Origin of the sequence: Streptomyces sp. SID13031 (assembly GCF_010548305.1) — a bacterium.
Classification (GTDB): domain Bacteria; phylum Actinomycetota; class Actinomycetes; order Propionibacteriales; family Kribbellaceae; genus Kribbella.
Window position 1 is genome coordinate 1 of sequence record NZ_JAAGLV010000021.1, and the last position, 15,166, is coordinate 15,166.

General features: G+C 68.7%; 12 protein-coding genes and 2 pseudogenes. 7 read left to right on the forward strand and 7 right to left on the reverse strand.

Features of this window, described 5'->3' with window-relative positions; all coding sequences use genetic code 11:
• Nucleotides 1-354: 354 nt before the first annotated feature.
• Both G3I17_RS32500 and G3I17_RS32505 read right to left on the reverse strand, forming a co-directional pair.
• Complete coding sequence (locus G3I17_RS32500) at nt 355-2,232, reverse strand: HAMP domain-containing sensor histidine kinase (protein WP_164601817.1); 1,878 nt, start codon at nt 2,230-2,232, stop codon at nt 355-357.
• On the reverse strand, nt 2,222-2,935 hold the full coding sequence (locus G3I17_RS32505) for a response regulator transcription factor (protein WP_164601819.1): 714 nt from the start codon (nt 2,933-2,935) through the stop codon (nt 2,222-2,224). Before G3I17_RS32505 ends, G3I17_RS32500 begins: the two co-directional genes overlap by 11 nt.
• 111 nt (nt 2,936-3,046) lie before the next feature.
• On the opposite strand from G3I17_RS32505, the gene G3I17_RS32510 reads away from it, so the two are divergent.
• The 4 genes from G3I17_RS32510 to G3I17_RS32525 are packed head-to-tail and all read left to right on the forward strand — an operon-like array spanning nt 3,047 to nt 7,477.
• The gene (locus G3I17_RS32510; RefSeq protein WP_164601821.1) at nt 3,047-4,123 is read left to right on the forward strand and encodes a hypothetical protein; all 1,077 of its coding nucleotides are present in this window, start codon (nt 3,047-3,049) and stop codon (nt 4,121-4,123) included.
• Nucleotides 4,120-5,418, forward strand: a complete 1,299-nt coding sequence (locus tag G3I17_RS32515; protein WP_164601823.1) for a peptidoglycan-binding protein — start codon at nt 4,120-4,122, stop codon at nt 5,416-5,418. The genes G3I17_RS32510 and G3I17_RS32515 overlap by 4 nt, the downstream gene beginning before the upstream one ends.
• On the forward strand, nt 5,415-6,107 hold the full coding sequence (locus tag G3I17_RS32520; RefSeq protein ID WP_164601825.1) for an ABC transporter ATP-binding protein: 693 nt from the start codon (nt 5,415-5,417) through the stop codon (nt 6,105-6,107). Before G3I17_RS32515 ends, G3I17_RS32520 begins: the two co-directional genes overlap by 4 nt.
• The gene (locus G3I17_RS32525) at nt 6,104-7,477 is read left to right on the forward strand and encodes an ABC transporter permease (protein ID WP_203591078.1); all 1,374 of its coding nucleotides are present in this window, start codon (nt 6,104-6,106) and stop codon (nt 7,475-7,477) included. Before G3I17_RS32520 ends, G3I17_RS32525 begins: the two co-directional genes overlap by 4 nt.
• Here G3I17_RS32525 and G3I17_RS32530 read toward each other — a convergent pair.
• Together G3I17_RS32530 and G3I17_RS32535 are read right to left on the reverse strand one after the other, a co-directional pair.
• Complete coding sequence (locus G3I17_RS32530; RefSeq protein WP_203591079.1) at nt 7,455-8,735, reverse strand: MFS transporter; 1,281 nt, start codon at nt 8,733-8,735, stop codon at nt 7,455-7,457. The two genes, G3I17_RS32525 and G3I17_RS32530, sit on opposite strands and share 23 nt — an antisense overlap.
• Before the next feature lie 121 nt (nt 8,736-8,856).
• Nucleotides 8,857-9,789 carry an acyl-ACP desaturase gene (locus G3I17_RS32535; RefSeq protein WP_164601827.1) on the reverse strand — a complete coding sequence of 311 codons (933 nt, stop codon included), beginning with the start codon at nt 9,787-9,789 and terminating at the stop codon, nt 8,857-8,859.
• 98 nt (nt 9,790-9,887) lie between these two features.
• On the opposite strand from G3I17_RS32535, the gene G3I17_RS32540 reads away from it, so the two are divergent.
• Both G3I17_RS32540 and G3I17_RS32545 read left to right on the forward strand, forming a co-directional pair.
• Nucleotides 9,888-10,304 (forward strand): thioesterase family protein, encoded by a 417-nt coding sequence (locus tag G3I17_RS32540; protein WP_164601829.1) that lies wholly within the window; start codon nt 9,888-9,890, stop codon nt 10,302-10,304.
• Complete coding sequence (locus G3I17_RS32545) at nt 10,301-11,494, forward strand: zinc-dependent alcohol dehydrogenase family protein (protein WP_164601831.1); 1,194 nt, start codon at nt 10,301-10,303, stop codon at nt 11,492-11,494. The genes G3I17_RS32540 and G3I17_RS32545 overlap by 4 nt, the downstream gene beginning before the upstream one ends.
• 58 nt (nt 11,495-11,552) lie before the next feature.
• Here G3I17_RS32545 and G3I17_RS32550 read toward each other — a convergent pair.
• The 3 genes and pseudogenes from G3I17_RS32550 to G3I17_RS32555 form a co-directional block, all read right to left on the reverse strand.
• Nucleotides 11,553-12,128, reverse strand: a pseudogene (locus G3I17_RS32550) (glycoside hydrolase family 75 protein); the annotation flags it as partial.
• Nucleotides 12,129-12,176: 48 nt separating this feature from the next.
• A pseudogene (locus tag G3I17_RS41255) lies at nt 12,177-12,623 on the reverse strand (carbohydrate-binding protein); the annotation flags it as partial.
• 105 nt (nt 12,624-12,728) lie between these two features.
• A complete protein-coding gene (locus G3I17_RS32555; protein WP_164601832.1) occupies nt 12,729-13,367 on the reverse strand; it encodes a dihydrofolate reductase family protein in 639 nt (212 codons plus the stop codon).
• A 329-nt stretch (nt 13,368-13,696) separates the two neighbouring features.
• On the opposite strand from G3I17_RS32555, the gene G3I17_RS32560 reads away from it, so the two are divergent.
• The gene (locus G3I17_RS32560; RefSeq protein WP_164601835.1) at nt 13,697-15,157 is read left to right on the forward strand and encodes a pre-peptidase C-terminal domain-containing protein; all 1,461 of its coding nucleotides are present in this window, start codon (nt 13,697-13,699) and stop codon (nt 15,155-15,157) included.
• The last annotated feature ends 9 nt before the right edge of the window (nt 15,158-15,166 follow it).

Here is a 15,166-nt window from a genome sequence, read left to right on the forward strand (position 1 = left end):
TTCCATCGGCTTATGGCCCTGACTCAACAAGTCCAGCACCAACCGCCGACGCTCCGGCGACAACTTCGATCTCCCCACAACAGCCCTCCAACTCTGAAAGGCGTTGCGACAATCCCCTGACACCAGGTGCGCCTGGAGCAAGATAGTTTCCCCGTAGATCAACCCGGGCACCACGCGTACCCGCGGCACGCGTGGTGCGACAGTGGGAGTTCGTGATGTCTTCTGCTGTGCGGCCGTGGGTGGTGACGGTCCGGGCCGCCACCACCCACCAACCTCGACTGGTCGCCTGCGGCTGAGCGTGCGTAGTCGCGCTCCCGAGCAAGAACGGTAAGTTGATGTGTGATGGCAGTGCGGTTAGCGCGCAGGCAATTGGATGGTGAAAGTCGAGCCGTGCCCCAGGCGGCTGGTTGCGCCGATGGAGCCGCGATGCGCCTCGACGAGGTGTTTGGTGATGGCCAGGCCGAGTCCGCTGCCGCCGGTGGTCCGGCTGCGGGACTGTTCGGCGCGGTAGAACCGGTCGAAGAGGTAGGGGAGATGCTCGGCCGAGATGCCCGTCCCGTTGTCCGTGACGGTGAGGTTGTAGCCGTTGCCGACCCGGCGTACGCCGACCAGCACCTTGCCGTCGGCCGGGGTGAAGCGGATCGCGTTGGCGACCAGGTTGCCCAGCGCCTGCCGGATCCGGGCGGTGTCCACCACCGCCGGCGCCGGGCCGTTCACCTCGGCGGTCAGCGTGACCCCGGCTGCCTCGGCCGCCGGCCGATGCGCTGACACCACTTGCTGAGCCAGCTCGGACAGGTCCCGGAGCTCAGGGTGGATCCGGAGCTTGCCCGCGTCGGCCAGCGCTAGATCCTGTAGGTCCGAGACCAGCCGCTCGAGCAGCCCGGCCTCCTCCAGCAGCGAGGTGACCAGCTCGCTGTCGAGCGGAACCACCCCGTCCTCGGAGGCGACGAGATAGCCCTTGATGTTGGCCAGCGGCGTGCGCAGCTCATGGGCGACGTCGCTGACCATCGCCTTGCGCTGGTGGTCGTGGTGCTGGATCGACTCCGCCATCGCGTTGAAGGCGTGCCCGAGCCGGGCCACCTCGTCCCGCCCGGTCACCGGGACCCGGGCGGCGTGGTCGCCGTTCGTCATTCGCTGGGCCGCGCCGGTGAGGGCCAGGATCGGCCGGACCAGCCGGCGTCCGGCGAACACCATGACGAGCGCCGCGATCAGGAGTACGCCGAGCGCGGTGGCCGCAGTACGGGCCAGGCCTTCACCGGAGAAAACGTTGAAGGTGCTCTTGGCGCCAAGGTAGAGCTTCGCCTCCGGCGCGACGTACGGCGTGAGCGCGGCGGCGCGGGCGGTGTTTCCGCACTGGAAGAACGCCTCGGGAATCTCGGTACTGGCCGGGTCGACCGGGTTGACCACCAGGAGCCCGTCGCCCGGGTTGAGGTTCACGTCGTACTGCTCGCCGGCCGCGTCCAGGCAGTCGGTCGAGCGACGGATCTCGTCGGCGTTGACGGCGGCTGCCTTCGCACTCGGCGCGAAGAGGCCGGCCGGTACGCAGGGATCGTCCTGCAGGCTGGCCGGCCGCTGGATCTCCGCCACGGGCATACCTGACACGGACTGCCCACTCGCCATCGAGAACAGCGGCGGGCCGTCCTGCGAGCTGATCACCTGGACGTCCTGGCCCTTGGCCTGGAAACACGCCGACGCCTGGTTCGCGAGCTTGGCCCGCTCCTCCTTCTCCTGGTCCGTCAGGCCCCAGCTGGCCGAGCCCACCAGTTGCACACCGGCGTACTGGGTGGCGCTGGGCCCGATGACGGCGGTGGCCGACCTGGTCGCCATCCGCGTGGTGGCGCCGGCGACCGCGTTGAAGTAGCCGCCGCCCTCGTTGCGGGCGTCGACCGTCGCCGCGGGCACCGAGGGGAGGTCCGGCCCGGCTCCGAGCGTCCGGGCCGAGTCGGCGATCACGGCTCCGTCGGCGTCGGTCAGCGCGATCCGCCGGCCGGTCTTGTCGGACAAGGTGCCGACCAGCTTGTCCACGCCCGACCAGCTCTCGTGGTCGGCGGCGTACGTGCTCAGCTGGGCGTAGATGTCGCCGTCGACCTGGAGCTGCGAGGTGTTCTGGTCGATCTCGCCCTGGAGCTTCTCCGAGGTGCTGTAGGTCGCGATCACGGCGGTGGCGATGACGGCACCGAGCGCGACCGCGAGCGAGAGCCCGAGGAACCTGACCAGGACGCTATGACGCATCGCGAGCCACCACCTTGTCGGCGAGCTTGTAGCCCACGCCGTACACGGTCTTCAGGTACGCCGGGCTGGCCGGTGCCCGCTCGATCTTCTTGCGCAGGTTCATCACGTGCACGTCGATCGTCCGGTCGAACACGTAGTGGTCGAAGCCGAAGGCGTGTTCGAGCAGTTGCTGCCGGGAGAACGCGCGTCCGGGGGAGGCGGCCAGGCAGGCGAGGATCTTGAACTCGGCCGGAGTCACATCGACCAGCTCGTCCTCCAGCCGTACCTCGTGCCGGACCGGGTCGATCTCCAGCCCGCCGACCCGGTACACCTCGCCCTCGGTACGGCTGCGCGTGCGGCGCAGTACGGTCCGGACCCGGGCCACCAGCTCGCGCGGGTTGTACGGCTTGGTCAGGTAGTCGTCGGCGCCCAGGTCGAGGCCGAGCAGCAGGTCGTCCTCGGTGGCCCGGGCGGTCAGCATGATGATCGGCACGTCACCGTTGCCGGCGGCATCCGCGCGCAGGACGCGGCAGACGTCGAGGCCGTCGACCTTGGGCATCATCACGTCGAGGACGAGCAGGTCGGGGCTGCGCCGGCGGGCCTCGTCGATCGCGGCCCGCCCGTCGTGCACGACGACCGTCGTATGGCCCTCGCGCTCGAGATAGCGCCGGATCAGCTCCGCCTGCTTGAGGTCGTCTTCGGCGACGAGGATCCGGGCTGGCATGGTCTGACAGTGACTGATCTTCATGAGATTTCGATGAAGATCGGCTGAGAGCATCGGGTGCTGATCGGTCCTTCACAGGTTCTTCACAGCGTTCGCGGCACGCTCCACGGCATGAAGAACTCACGCATAGCGCTCTCCCTGGTTGCCGTCCTGGCACTGGCCGGCTGTGGAGCCAACAGCTCGGCAGCCGACCAGGAACCAGTGAAGAGCGGCGACGACAAGAGCCCGCTCGCGGAGTACATGGGCGAAGGTTTCTCCGGCTCCGGTGGCGGCGGCATGGTGGCGACCCGGGCGGTCGGCGGCAGCCAGGAGTCCTCCGAGGAGCAGCTGGCCAAGCAGCGCAAGATGGAGGACGCCGTCGCCGCCTGTATGAAGGCGGCCGGCTTCGAGTACGTCGCGGTACCGCCGGAGTCGCAGGGGAAGAGCAAGTTCGACGAGGCCTTCAAGCTGCCGCCGGACAAGTTCGCCGAGCAGTACGGCTACGGCATCTCCACGATCGACTGGGGCAAGCCGTCCGACGATGCCGACAAGGACCCCAACAGCAAGATCCGCAAGGCGCTGTCACCGTCCGCGCAGAAGGCCTACGGCAAGGCGCTGAACGGCCAGTTCGACAACCCCGACGGCGGTGCCATCGCGATGGCGCCTTCGACGGGTGACAAGGGCAAGCCACAGGACACCGGTTGCCGGGGTAAGGCCGCCGAGGAGGTGTTCGGCAAGGCCGACGAGCAGATGGCCGACTTCAAGAAGTTCGACTCGCTGTTCAAGGACCTCGAGGCGCTGCGCAAGCGGATCGAGGCCGACCAGCGCGTCATCGACGCCACCTCGGCCTGGTCGGACTGCCTGGCCGACGCCGGGCACAGCGGCTTCAAGAAGGCCGACGATCCGCGCGAATCGATCAGCAAGAAGCTCGATACCCTGACCGGCGCGGACAAGGGCGGCGCCAGTGGACCGGGTAAGCCCGACGGCTCGATGACAGTGACCGGGCCGCCGTCGTTCGACAAGGTGGACGCCGCCAAGCTGGCCGACCTCCGCAAGGCCGAGATCGAGCTGGCCAAGGCCGACCAGGGCTGCAAGAAGAAGGTCTACGAGGAGCCGTTCAAGAAGGCGCAGTACGAGCTGGAGAAGGAGTTCGTCGACGCGAACAAGACCCAGCTCGAGCAGTACCGCGACACGGTGTCGGAGCGGTGACCGCCTCACCCAAGTCGCGTCGCCGGGTGCTGGTCGGAGTCTCCGCGGTGGCGACGCTCTCCCTCGGGGTGGGCGTCGCGGCCGGCAGCCGGTTGATGTCGCCGGAGGACGCGGCGGCCAAGACGGCGGCGCCGAAGGCCTCCCAGATCACCGTGCCGGTGGAATTGAAGGCGTTGTCCAGCAAGGTCGTCGGGCGCGGGGACACCTCGTTCGACGGAGCGGTGAACATCCGGGTCGAGACCAGTGGTCTGCACACTCCGGCCGTGGTGACGGGCAAGGTGCCGAAGGTCGGTTCCACCCTCCAGGCAGGTAAGGCGCTGCTGGAGATCGCGGGCCGTCCGGTGATCGGGCTGCCCGGCGTACTGCCGATGTACCGGGCCCTCGCGCCGGGCTCCAAGGGGCCCGACGTGCTGCAACTCGAGCAGACGCTCGAGAAGCTGGGATTCGACCCCGGCAACGTCGACACGAAGTACGACACCAGTACTTCGCGCGCTGTGGAGAGGCTCTATGAGGCGGCCGGCTACGACGCGCCCGAGCCCGACGAGCAGCTCAAGCAGGCGGTGGATCAGGCGGACAAGGGTGTCGACGCGATGAAGAACGCCCTCCGGCAGGCGAAGGCCGCGCTCAAGCAGGCCAAGGCAGGCCCGGGCAAGGCGGACACCTCGGTCCAGCAGGGTCTGGTCGACGACGCGGAGGAGAACCTGGCCGACGCCGTGGAGGACAAGAACGAGGCCGAGTTCAAGGCCGGTACGCCGCTGCCGTTGTCCGAGATCGTCTACGTGAAGTCGTTGCCGCGCCGGGTCGACGAGGTGAAGGTCGAGCGTGGCGGCACCGTCAACGGCGTGGTGATGTCGGCCAGCGGTGCCTCGCTGGTGGTCAGCATCAAGGTGGACGCGGCGACCAAGGACCGGCTCAAGGCCGGGATGCCGGCCAGCTTCGATCCCGGCGACGGTTCGGTCGTCCAGGCCAAGATCGTCCGGATCACCGGCAGCGGCGACGACTACACCGTGGTGATCGCGCCGAAGTCGCTGACCGCGGCGCAGCTGAACCGGCTGCGTGAGGCGAACGTCAAGGTGACCGTCCCGCTCAAGAGCACCAACGGCAAGGTTCTCGCCGTACCGCTGGCCGCCTTGTCGGCGGGCTCGGACGGGGGCTCGCGGGTCGAGGTCCTGCGCAACGGCAAGATCGAGCTGATCCCGGTCAAGGTCGGGTTGTCGGCCGACGGGTTCGCCCAGGTGACGGCCAGCGGTGACGCCAAGCTGTCCGAGGGCGACCAAGTGGTGGTCGGCAAATGACCGCGACGGCCGTGGCGCTGCCGGCGCCGGTGGTCGAGATGATCGGCGTCCGGCGGTTCTTTCCCGGGCCACCGGAGGTGCAGGCGATCCGGGAGATCGACCTGACCATCCGCGAAGGCGAGTATCTGTCGATCGTCGGCCCCTCCGGGTCGGGCAAGTCGACCTTGCTGCACCTGCTCGGGCTGCTCGACAACCCGACCGGTGGGATCTACCGGCTGGACGGCGTCGACACGATGAGCCTGCGGGAGCGGCGTCGCGCCGTACTGCGGGGTGAGCGGATCGGGTTCGTCTTCCAGTCGTTCCACCTGCTCGACCACCGCACGGTGCTGGAGAACGTCGCGCTGTCGATGGTCTATGTCGGAGTACCACGGAAGGAGCGGATGGCCCGTGCACGAGTCGCCCTGGAACGGGTCGGGCTGGCACACCGGATGGAGTTCGGGCCCAGCACACTGTCGGGCGGCGAGCGGCAACGCGTCGCGATCGCCCGGGCGCTGGTGGCCGAGCCGAGTCTGCTGCTCGCCGACGAACCGACCGGAAACCTGGACAGCGCCAATGCGGAGGCGATCCTCGCGGTGTTCGACGAACTGCACCACGAGGGCATGACGCTGGCGGTGATCACTCACGACGACCACGTCAGTGAGCGGGCCCAGCGCCGGGTCCGGATCGTCGACGGGACGCTGCAGTGGTGAGCTGGCGCCGTACCCCGAAAGCCGGCCTCCCGAAAGCCGGGCCTCCGAAAGCCGGCCCCCCGGATCCCGCCGGCGGGCCGTCCACGTCCCACCGGCAGCGCAAGTCGGGGCGGCTGGCGCTGGCCGGTGCGGTACGGCGGCTGGCCGGGCCGCGGCGCAAGCGACTCTCGGGTGGACCCGCGCTGCGGGACCTGCTCGACGAGGCTCTTGCCGGCGTCGCCGCCCGGCCGACCCGCCTGGTACTGACCACGCTCGGCACGGTGCTCGGCATCGCCGCGCTGGTCGGGACGGTCGGGCTCGGACAGACCGCGGCCGGCCAGATCACCCAGCTGTTCGATCTCGCCGCCGCGACCCGGGTCGTCGTCACACCGGACGACACCGGGCAGCAAGGCGAGGCGGCGACGCAGCTGCCCTGGGACGCGCCGCAGCGGCTCGTCCGGCTGAACGGGGTGGACGCGGCCGGCACGGTCAGCCACGTCGACGTCGGTGAGGACCTGGTCCGCAGTGTCGCCGGGCTGGATGGCGCGAAGGAGGGCTACAAGCTGCAGATCATGGCCGCGTCGGGCGGGCTCTTCGATGCCGTTCGCGCGGCGCTGAAGACCGGCCGCTTCTTCGACGCCGGCCACGACAGCCGCGGCGACAAGGTCGTCGTACTGGGCAAGAACGCGGCGAAGCGGCTCGGCATCAACCGGGTCGACTCGCAGCCGGCCGTCTTCATCGGCGACCAGGCCTACACGGTGATCGGCATCGTCGACTCGGTCAGCGGTAAGGCCGAGCTGCTCGACTCGGTGATCATGCCGAACGGAACGGCCAAGACGGCCTTCAACCTGAAGGCGCCGGAGTCGGTCGAGATCCGTACGACGGTGGGCGGCGCGCAGCTGATCGCCAAGCAGGCGCCGGTGGCGATCGACCCGAACAACCCGAGTGCGATGAAGGTCGACGCCCCGCCGAAACAAGGTGGCGTGCGCAAGGGCGTCGAGTCGAACCTGAACGCGCTGTTCCTCTTGCTGGGCGCGGTCGCGCTGCTGGTCGGCGGTCTCGGCATCGCCAACGTGACGCTGCTGTCGGTGCTGGAACGGGTGGGCGAGATCGGCCTGCGCCGGGCCCTGGGCGCCGCGCGAAGACACGTGGCCGGGCAGTTCCTGGTGGAGAGCGTGATCGTCGGGTTCCTGGGCGGACTGCTGGGGACGGCGGTCGGGGTGCTGCTCACGGTCGGGGTCTCCTTCGCCCGCGACTGGACGCCGATCCTGGACAACAAGCTCACCTTCGGAGCGCCGTTCCTCGGTGCCGTGATCGGCCTGATCGCCGGCACCTACCCGGCCTGGAAAGCCTCCGCCATCGAGCCGATCACAGCACTGCGGGGGACCTGAGCTCCGATGACCAGCGGGAGTACAGGAAGGCGGTCAGCAGGAAGCCGAGAACCACGAAGGCCAGTACGGGGTAGGACTTCCCGTCGTCGGGGAGGATCAGCGCGCCGAGGGCGGCCGCCGAAACCTGGCCGACGTTGAAGATCATGTCGTAGAGAGAGAACACGCGACCGCGGTAGACATCGTCGACACCCGTCTGGACGAGGGTGTCGACGCTGATCTTCACGCCTTGCGCGCAGAAGCCGGTGAGGAAGCCGGAGACCAGGATCGCGGGTTGGGTGTACAGCCCGCCGGGGACCGCCGTAACCACCGCGGCCGCCACGAACAAGACGGTGATCCACCGGCGCAACGTCAGCACCCGGGTGGCCCACGGCGTCACCAGCGCGGCGATGAACAAGCCGGCGCCGACCGCCCCGGTCGCGAGCGCCAACGCGCCGAACGCCTGGTCGAGCTGGTCGGGGCCGTAGAAATTGTTGCGGTACAGCAGGATCATCGCGACCGTGACGAGCCCGAAGAAGAACCGCAGCGAACCGATCGCGGCGAGCCCGAGCGCCGCCTGACGCCGCTCCTTGAGATGCCGGCCGCCGTCGATCAGCCCGGCCACGATGCCGCGGACCGCTTCGACCAGGCCGGGTTCCTCGCCGGTCAGGTCGGGGCCGAGCTGGTTCCGCCCGAGCCGCAACGCGAGGAAGGCCGCGGCGAGGTAGACGGCGGCCGTAGTACCGAGGACTGCCAGGTCGGAGTCGGAGACGAGTTTGACCCCGGCGCCGACGCCACCGCCGATCAGGAACAGTGCGGTACCTGAGGTCGGCGTGACCGCGTTGGCCATCACCAGCTCGTCGTTGCCCACGACGTGCGGGAGGCCGGCGGACAAACCCGAGAGCAGGAAGCGGTTGACCCCGAGCGTGAGCAGCACCGCCAGATAGAACGGCACACCCGCGTTGCCCGCAGCAACGATCCCGCCGACCGCGAGAACCAGCGCGGCCCGGGTCAGGTTCGCCCCGAACAGGATCTGCCGCCGGGACCAGCGATCGAGCAGTACGCCGGTGAACGGCCCGAGCACCGAGAACGGCAGCAACGCGACGGCGAACAGCCCCGCGATCGCCGCGGCATCCGGCGCCCGCTCGGGCGAGAACAACACGTATGACGCCAGCGCGACCTGGAAGACACCGTCGCCGAACTGCGACGTCAAACGAACAGCGAAGAGCCGACGGAAATCCCCCCGCCGCAACAACCTGCCCAGATCCCGCGTGAACTGCACGCCAGCACTGTAGTCACACCGACCTGACAGCGACCCGCTCGGCCGCCGTCCGACCCCGCCTGTTCACCAGGATGACGCCTGCCAACGGTGACTTCCGAGCGCTCAGTCTCCGGGCCGCTGCTCAGGCCTGGGCGCGGGCGGCCTGGCGTTCGAGTAGGCGGGTGCGTTGTTCGACGAAACGGGAGGCCTGGGCGTCGAGGGCGGTCATGAACTCGGCGAGCTCCTCGCGGGCCTTGGCGCCGTCGCCGGACAGGTCCTCGCGGTCGTAGACCTTCCACATCCGCAGGATCGGGGCGACCACCTCGTCGTGGTGCAGGCGGAGGTCGTAGATGCCGGCCTTGGCGATCGCCACCGAGTTGCGGGCGAAGCCGTCCATCGTCGCGCCGGGCATGGAGAAGTTGCGGACCTCGTTGGTGACGGCGCGCATCGTCTCGTTCGGCGCGGACTCGAACGCGGCCGAGACCAGGTTGCGGTAGAAGATCATGTGCAGGTTCTCGTCGGTCGCGATCCGGGCGAGCAGCTGGTCGGCGATCGCACAGCCGGTCGCTTTGCCCGTGTTGCGGTGCGAGACGCGGGTGGCGAGCTCCTGGAAGCTCACGTAGGCGATCGCCTCGAGCATGTTCTTGTCGACCTCGTGGCCGACGGTCATATGCGCCATCCGGGCCACCTCGAGCTCGACCGGGTCGACGCCGCGGGTCACCACCAGGTAGTCGCGCAACGCGATCCCGTGCCGGCCCTCCTCGGCGGTCCAGCGGCCGACCCACGTCCCCCACGCGCCGTCCAGCCCGAACTGGGTGGCGATCTCGCGGTGGTACGAGGGCAGGTTGTCCTCGGTCAGCAGGTTGGTGATCATCGCGATCTTGGCGACCGGGTCGAGCCGGGACTGCTCCGGCGCCCAGTCCTCGCCGCCCAGGAAGGCGAAGTCGCGGCCCTCGCTCCACGGCACGTAGTCGTGCGGGTTCCAGTCCTTCGTGATCGCCAGGTGCCGCTCGAGATTCTCCTCGACGACGGGCTCCAGCTCGTGCAGCAGGTTCGTCACCAGCTTGTCGGTCACCGGGATTCTCCTTCGTCGGGGGGCTTCCTCCCACCCTACGGCACCGTAAGTTACGCATCCGTAAGTTACGCCGCCGGCCCGGGTCCTATGGTGGGCGGATGGATCGGAGCTCCTACCCGCACTTCCTCGCGATCGGTACGCGGTGGAAGGACAACGACGTCTACGGGCACGTGAACAACGTCGAGTACTACAGCTTCTTCGACACCGTGATCAACGACTTCCTGATCCGGGCCGGCGGGCTCGACATCCATCGCGGCGACGTGATCGGGTTGTGCGTGGAGTCACAGTGCACCTTCAAACAGTCGCTCGCGTTCCCGGAGACGGTCGACGCGGGGCTGCGGGTGACGAAACTCGGCAACTCCAGCGTGAGCTACGAGATCGGGCTGTTCCGCGACGGCTCCGCCGAGCCCGCCGCGACCGGCCGGTTCGTGCACGTCTTCGTCGATCGCTCCGACCGCCGGCCCGCCCCGATCCCGCCGGGGATCAGGACCGCTCTGGAGGGGATCACCGGATGATCGTGCGAGGCGCAGTACTGCGGGAGATGGGCCTGCCGAGCCCGTACGCCGAATCGCGGCCGCTCACCATCGAGGAGCTGCACCTCGCGCCACCCGGGCCGGGCGAGTTGCTGGTCCGGATCCGCGCGGCCGGGTTGTGTCACTCGGACCTGTCGGTGATCAACGGATCCCGCCCGCGGGTGATGCCGATGCTGCTCGGCCACGAGGCGACCGGCGAGGTGATCCAGTCGGAGGCGGCGAACTTCGCGCCCGGCGACACGGTCGGCTTCGCCTTCGTACCGGCGTGCGGCGCCTGCGCACCTTGCGCCGAAGGCCGCGCCGCCCTCTGCGAACCAGGAGCCGCAGCCAACGCCACCGGCACGCTGCTCTCTGGCGAACGCCGGCTGACCATCCCGCCCACCAGTGATCTGCCGCCCGCCAGCGACCAGCCGTCACCCTCCGATCGGCCGCCGGCCGCCGGCACCTCGCTCGCGAGCGAGGTGCACCACCATCTCGGGGTGTCCGGCTTCGCCGACTACGCCGTGGTCTCGGCGCGATCAGCGGTCAGGATCGATCCGTCGTTGCCACCCGAGATCGCCGCGCTCTTCGGGTGCGCGGTGATGACCGGCGTCGGCGCGGTCGTCAACACGGCCCGGGTGCAGGCCGGCCAGAGCGCCGTCGTCTTCGGGCTCGGTGGCGTCGGATTGTCCGCCCTGCTGGGCGCCGTGCTCGTCGGAGCGCACCCGATCGTCGCGGTGGACGTAGTACCGGAGAAGCTTTCCCTTGCGCTGGAGCTCGGCGCGACTCATGCAATCGATGCCCGAGGCAACGATGTTGCCGAGCAGGTGCGGGAGGCGACCGATGGTGGTGCGCACTACGCCTTCGAGACCGTCGGCAGCGCCGCAGTACTGGGGCAGGCCTACGCCGCAACCCGCCGGGGCGGAACCACGGTCACGGTCGGACTGCCGGATCCCTCGCAGCTGCTGAGCATTCCGGCCGTCAGCCTGGTCGCCGAGGAGCGCACGCTGAAGGGCTCCTATCTCGGCTCGGCGATCCCGAGCCGGGACATTCCGCGCTACATCGCGCTCTACCAGGCGGGCCGGCTGCCGGTCGACCGGTTGCTGACCTCGACGGTCCGCCTGGAGAGCCTCAACGAAGCCTTCGACACCCTGGCAACGGGAACCTCAATCCGCCAGGTGCTGGTGCTCTAGTCCGTTGCGTCCGAAGAAGTGACGATGACGTCCCTCCACTTCTTCGGACGCAACGGACTCAGTTGTTGTTGATGAAGGTGCGGGCCAGCTCCTGTCCGCGGGTCACGGCGAGGTTGTGGTTCTCGATCGGGTTGATGGTCGAGTTCTTGAACACGATGTAGGTGACGCCGGAGTCGGTGCCGCCGTTCTCCGGGTTGGGGTTGATGCCCAGCTGGCTGGCCGCGGCGTACGAGGCCTCGCCGATGATGTCGACGGGTCCGGTGTCACCGACGACCGTGTAGCTGACCTGGTTGTTGTAGATCACCGCGACCACACCGCCACCGGCAATCTGGAAGTTGCGGTAGTCCCAGGTGCTGCTCGGGCTCGGTACCACGACGTACGGGAGGGTCGCCGCGTTCAGCGGCTGATCCGTGGACGTGTGGAAGGCGGTGTCCGGCTGGTACCAGGGGTCGGTGTTCTCGTTGCACTGCGAGGTGCGCAAGCCGTCGCAGTCGACGTCCATGTCGGCCTTCCAGAAGACGGCGCCGTTCTTGCCGCAGACCGGGATGGTTCGGCCGAGCTCGGAGTCGGTCTTGTAGGTGCCGTTGGAGATCTGGCTGCAGCTGGTCACCTTGGCGAGCAGCTCGGCCGCGGTCGGTGCCCCGCCGCCACCGCCACCGGCGTCCGTGACGGCGAGCGAGTCGAGGTTCGGGCCGCCGTTCGCGGTCGTGGCGGTGGTCTTGATGGTGTGCGAGCCGGTCGGCAGCGTGGTGTTCACCGTGGTGGTGTTCCAGCTGGTCCAGACGCTCGTACTGGCGAACTGCGGGGTCGCGATAGTGGTGCCGTCGACCGCGATCGTCATCGGCCGGTTGATCGTGGTGCCGTTGGCGAACCGGAACACGAGCGCCGCGTTGCCGGCCGTGCCGACGTTGACGGTGAAGGTGACCGACGAGCCGGCCACGTTGTCGTAGTTGACGAACCCGGTACCGGTGAAGCCGGCGTGGTTGGACTCGACGACACCTTGAGTCCGGGCCGCGTTCTCGGCCTGGTAGGTGGTGGTCGCGGCGGACGCTGTGGTCGCGGCGGTCGGCACCAGTAACGCGGCACCGAACAAGGCGAGGGCAAGTGCGATGGGGCGGAACTTACGCATCTTTCACCTCTCTGATAGTTAGTAAACTTTCCTAACTATCAGAGAGGTGGATCGCCTCGTCAAGAGCCTGTGGTTCCGGAACCAGCAAGGGCTTTCCAGCCTGCCTCAGGAGTCGACGGAGAAGGTCGAGCTGCCGTCCTCGATCACCGCGGTACCGGTCAGGAACGGGGTCGGCGTCAGTACCGAGTACACCCCGCCGGTGCCGGTGACGCGGCTCTCGAGGAGCTTGAAGCCGGTCGCCGGAGCGTCCTCGGTGAACAGCCGCTTGCCGGTACCGACCGCGACCGGGAAGGTGATCAGCCGGTACTCGTCGATCAGGCCGGCCTGGTGCAGCGAGCGGGCCAGGCCGCAGGAGCCGTGGATCTGCAGTTCGCCACCGGGCTTCGCCTTCAGCTCCTCGACCTGCTTGACGACGTCGCCGGTGAGCGCGGTGCTGTCGTTCCAGACCGGCGCCAGCGGCGTGGAGGTGGCGACGTACTTCGGCAGGTCGTTCAGGCCGGTGGCGGTGTTGCTGCCGTCGTGCACCTGCGACCAGTAGGACTGCATCATCGTGTACGTCGTCCGGCCGAGCAGGATGCCGTCCGCGTGAGCGAACCAGCCCTCGACGATCTCGCCCATCACCTCGTCGCCGTACGGCATCAGCCAGCCGCCGCGGTCGAAGCCGCCGCTGCGGTCCTCCTCGAAGCCGCCCGGGCCCTGCATGACGCCGTCGATGCTGAGGAAGGTGTGCAGTGTGAGCTTCATGGTTCTGTCTCCGATTCGTCGCCCCGGTGCTCCGGGAGTGGTTCTTGCTTTCGATGACGCGTCGGGTGAACCCGGCCTGGATCGACATCCCATCGGATGTGATCCACATCACAGGCTTCGGCTGCCGTGTCAGGGAGTCTGAAGGCGCCTGGGGCCGCCTCTGGGGAAGGTAAATTCCGCGGAAAAATGTATACAGGGGGGCAACCGATGGGGCACTCTCTACGCAGAGTGCGCGGAAGCGCACCACAAGTGAGGCAGGACGGTTCCTCCCCGCCGCCCGGCGTACACCGCCGAGGAGCCGCCAGGAGTCCCCGAGGAGGGCCCCCAAGATGCACAGCAGGTTCCGCCGAACCGGTGCGCTAGTCGGCACCGGTGCCGTTCTGTTCGGAGCGCTGGCCGTCGTCGCCGGCAACCAGGCAGATGCCCAGCAAGGTCCGTCCCCGGCCCCGTTGGACACACTGCTCGGGCAGTCGCTCCAAGGCCAGTCGCTCCAGGGGAAGGCCGCCCTCAGTAAGCTCCAGCCGCGCCTCGCCGAATTGGCTGAGCGCAACGGCATCGCCGAGCAGAAGTTGCAGCGGATCCTCGCCACCGACAAGACCAGCTGGCTGGACAAGGACGGCAAGCTCTTCTACTCCGAGCCGGTCGCCACCGCTAAGGAGCGGGCCAGCACCGCCAAGTCGCCGAAGTGGGCGACCAGTGCGGTCGCCGCCGCGACCGGGCCCGCCTTCGAGCTGCACAGCAAGGCCGGCTCGAGCAGGGTGATCTACCTGGACTTCGACGGCCACACGATCAGCGGCACCGCCTGGAACGGTAACGGCAGGCCGGCCACCGTCAACGTGACGGCGTACGACACCGACGGCAACACGGGCAACTGGAGCACCGCCGAGCAGAACGTTGTCCGCGAGGTGTGGGCCCGGGTCGCCGAGGACTACGCGCCGTTCGACGTCGACGTGACGACGCAGGCACCGGCCGAGTCGGCCATCACCCGGTCCGGTTCGTCCGACCAGCAGTACGGCACTCGCGTCGTGATCGATCCGACCACCTGGTACCAGTCCGGCTGCGGTTGTGGCGGCGTCGCATACGTCGGCGTCTACGACGCGACCTCGCAGCACTCGTACTACCAGCCGGCGCTCGTCTTCACGAAGGGCGTCGGTACCGGTGCGAAGAACATCGCCGAGGCCGCGTCGCACGAGGCCGGGCACAACGTCGGGCTCAGCCACGACGGCACCGCGTCGGTCGGCTACTACACCGGTCACGGTGCCTGGGCGCCGATCATGGGCGTCGGCTACTCCAAGGCGATCAGCCAGTGGAGCAAGGGCGAGTACTCGGGCGCCAACAACAAGGAAGACGACTTCGCGGTGGTCGGGCAGAACGGCCTGGCTCTGCGCGCCGACGACCACGGCAACGGCACCGGCGACGCGACCGCTCTCACGCTGGGCACCGCCGTCAACGGCGTCTACGCCAACGACGCTGACGTGGACAGCTTCCGGATCGATCTGTCGGCCGGCACCTTCACGTTCGCGGCCAACGCCGCGGCGGCCGGTGGCGACCTGGACGTCAAGCTCCAGCTGCTGGACTCCGCGGGCGCGGTCGTCGCCACCGCGGACCCGGCCTCCGGCCAGACCAACTCCGGTACGCCGACAGGACTGAGCGCCAGCATCAGCCGTCAGGTGAGCGCCGGCCGCTACTACCTGCGCGTCGAGAACACCGGCTACGGCAACCCGCTGAACACCGGCTACTCGACGTACGGAAGTCGCGGCGGGTACTCCGTCAAGGTCACCGCCGGCTGACCACCTAGT

Bases quoted from the DNA above. Each gene is read 5' to 3' on its own strand.
- G3I17_RS32555 (WP_164601832.1), bottom strand. From the start codon at position 13,367: ATGAAGCTCACACTGCACACCTTCCTCAGCATCGACGGCGTCATGCAG.
- G3I17_RS32510 (WP_164601821.1), top strand. From the start codon at position 3,047: ATGAAGAACTCACGCATAGCGCTCTCCCTGGTTGCCGTCCTGGCACTG.
- G3I17_RS32545 (WP_164601831.1), top strand. From the start codon at position 10,301: ATGATCGTGCGAGGCGCAGTACTGCGGGAGATGGGCCTGCCGAGCCCG.
- G3I17_RS32520 (WP_164601825.1), top strand. From the start codon at position 5,415: ATGACCGCGACGGCCGTGGCGCTGCCGGCGCCGGTGGTCGAGATGATC.
- G3I17_RS32505 (WP_164601819.1), bottom strand. From the start codon at position 2,935: ATGCCAGCCCGGATCCTCGTCGCCGAAGACGACCTCAAGCAGGCGGAG.
- G3I17_RS32560 (WP_164601835.1), top strand. From the start codon at position 13,697: ATGCACAGCAGGTTCCGCCGAACCGGTGCGCTAGTCGGCACCGGTGCC.
- G3I17_RS32500 (WP_164601817.1), bottom strand. From the start codon at position 2,232: ATGCGTCATAGCGTCCTGGTCAGGTTCCTCGGGCTCTCGCTCGCGGTC.
- G3I17_RS32540 (WP_164601829.1), top strand. From the start codon at position 9,888: ATGGATCGGAGCTCCTACCCGCACTTCCTCGCGATCGGTACGCGGTGG.